Genomic DNA, 472 nt, shown 5'->3' with positions numbered 1-472 from the left:
CGTTAGTTCATGTCAATCCCTAATCAACTGTGCGGAGGTGGGACAACAAAATCAAAATCGTGATTTTGCCACGATTTACTGATTTTTGTCCCACTCTCGTTTTTTGCTGCAGCGGAAAGTATCTGAGTCAGACTCATTTAATTCGCCTATTTTTCTTATCGATTGTGAATTGATATTATCCTAAGATGTGTATGCTTGTGAAATGCTAACTATAGAGTTTGTCTGCAACCTGAAACACCTCATTGAGGTGTTTAAAAATGTTTATTTACTCCGGCAGTAGGACTCGAACCTACGACATCATGATTAACAGTCATGCGCTACTACCAACTGAGCTATGCCGGAATTTTGCTAAGCGACTACCCTATCTCACAGGGGGCAACCCCCAACTACTTCAGGCGTGCTAGGGCTTAACGGCTGTGTTCGGCATGGGTACAGGTGTCTCTCCTAGGCTATCGTCACTTAACTGCTGAAT

The 472-nt window shown here is 43.2% G+C and carries 1 tRNA gene and 1 rRNA gene; both read right to left on the bottom strand.

From position 1 onward, the window contains the following. Window positions 1-268: 268 nt before the first annotated feature. Window positions 269-342 (bottom strand) — tRNA-Asn (locus BMI76_RS10475). A gap of 5 nt (window positions 343-347) precedes the next feature. Further along, window positions 348-463: ribosomal RNA gene (gene rrf / locus BMI76_RS10470) — 5S ribosomal RNA — on the bottom strand. Between the last annotated feature and the right edge of the window lie 9 nt (window positions 464-472).

This window comes from Streptococcus sp. 'caviae', assembly GCF_001937065.1.
In the GTDB taxonomy this organism is placed as follows: Bacteria; Bacillota; Bacilli; order Lactobacillales; family Streptococcaceae; genus Streptococcus.
The sequence above is the reverse complement of the archived record's forward strand: the minus strand, read 5'-3'. Positions and strand labels throughout refer to the sequence as shown.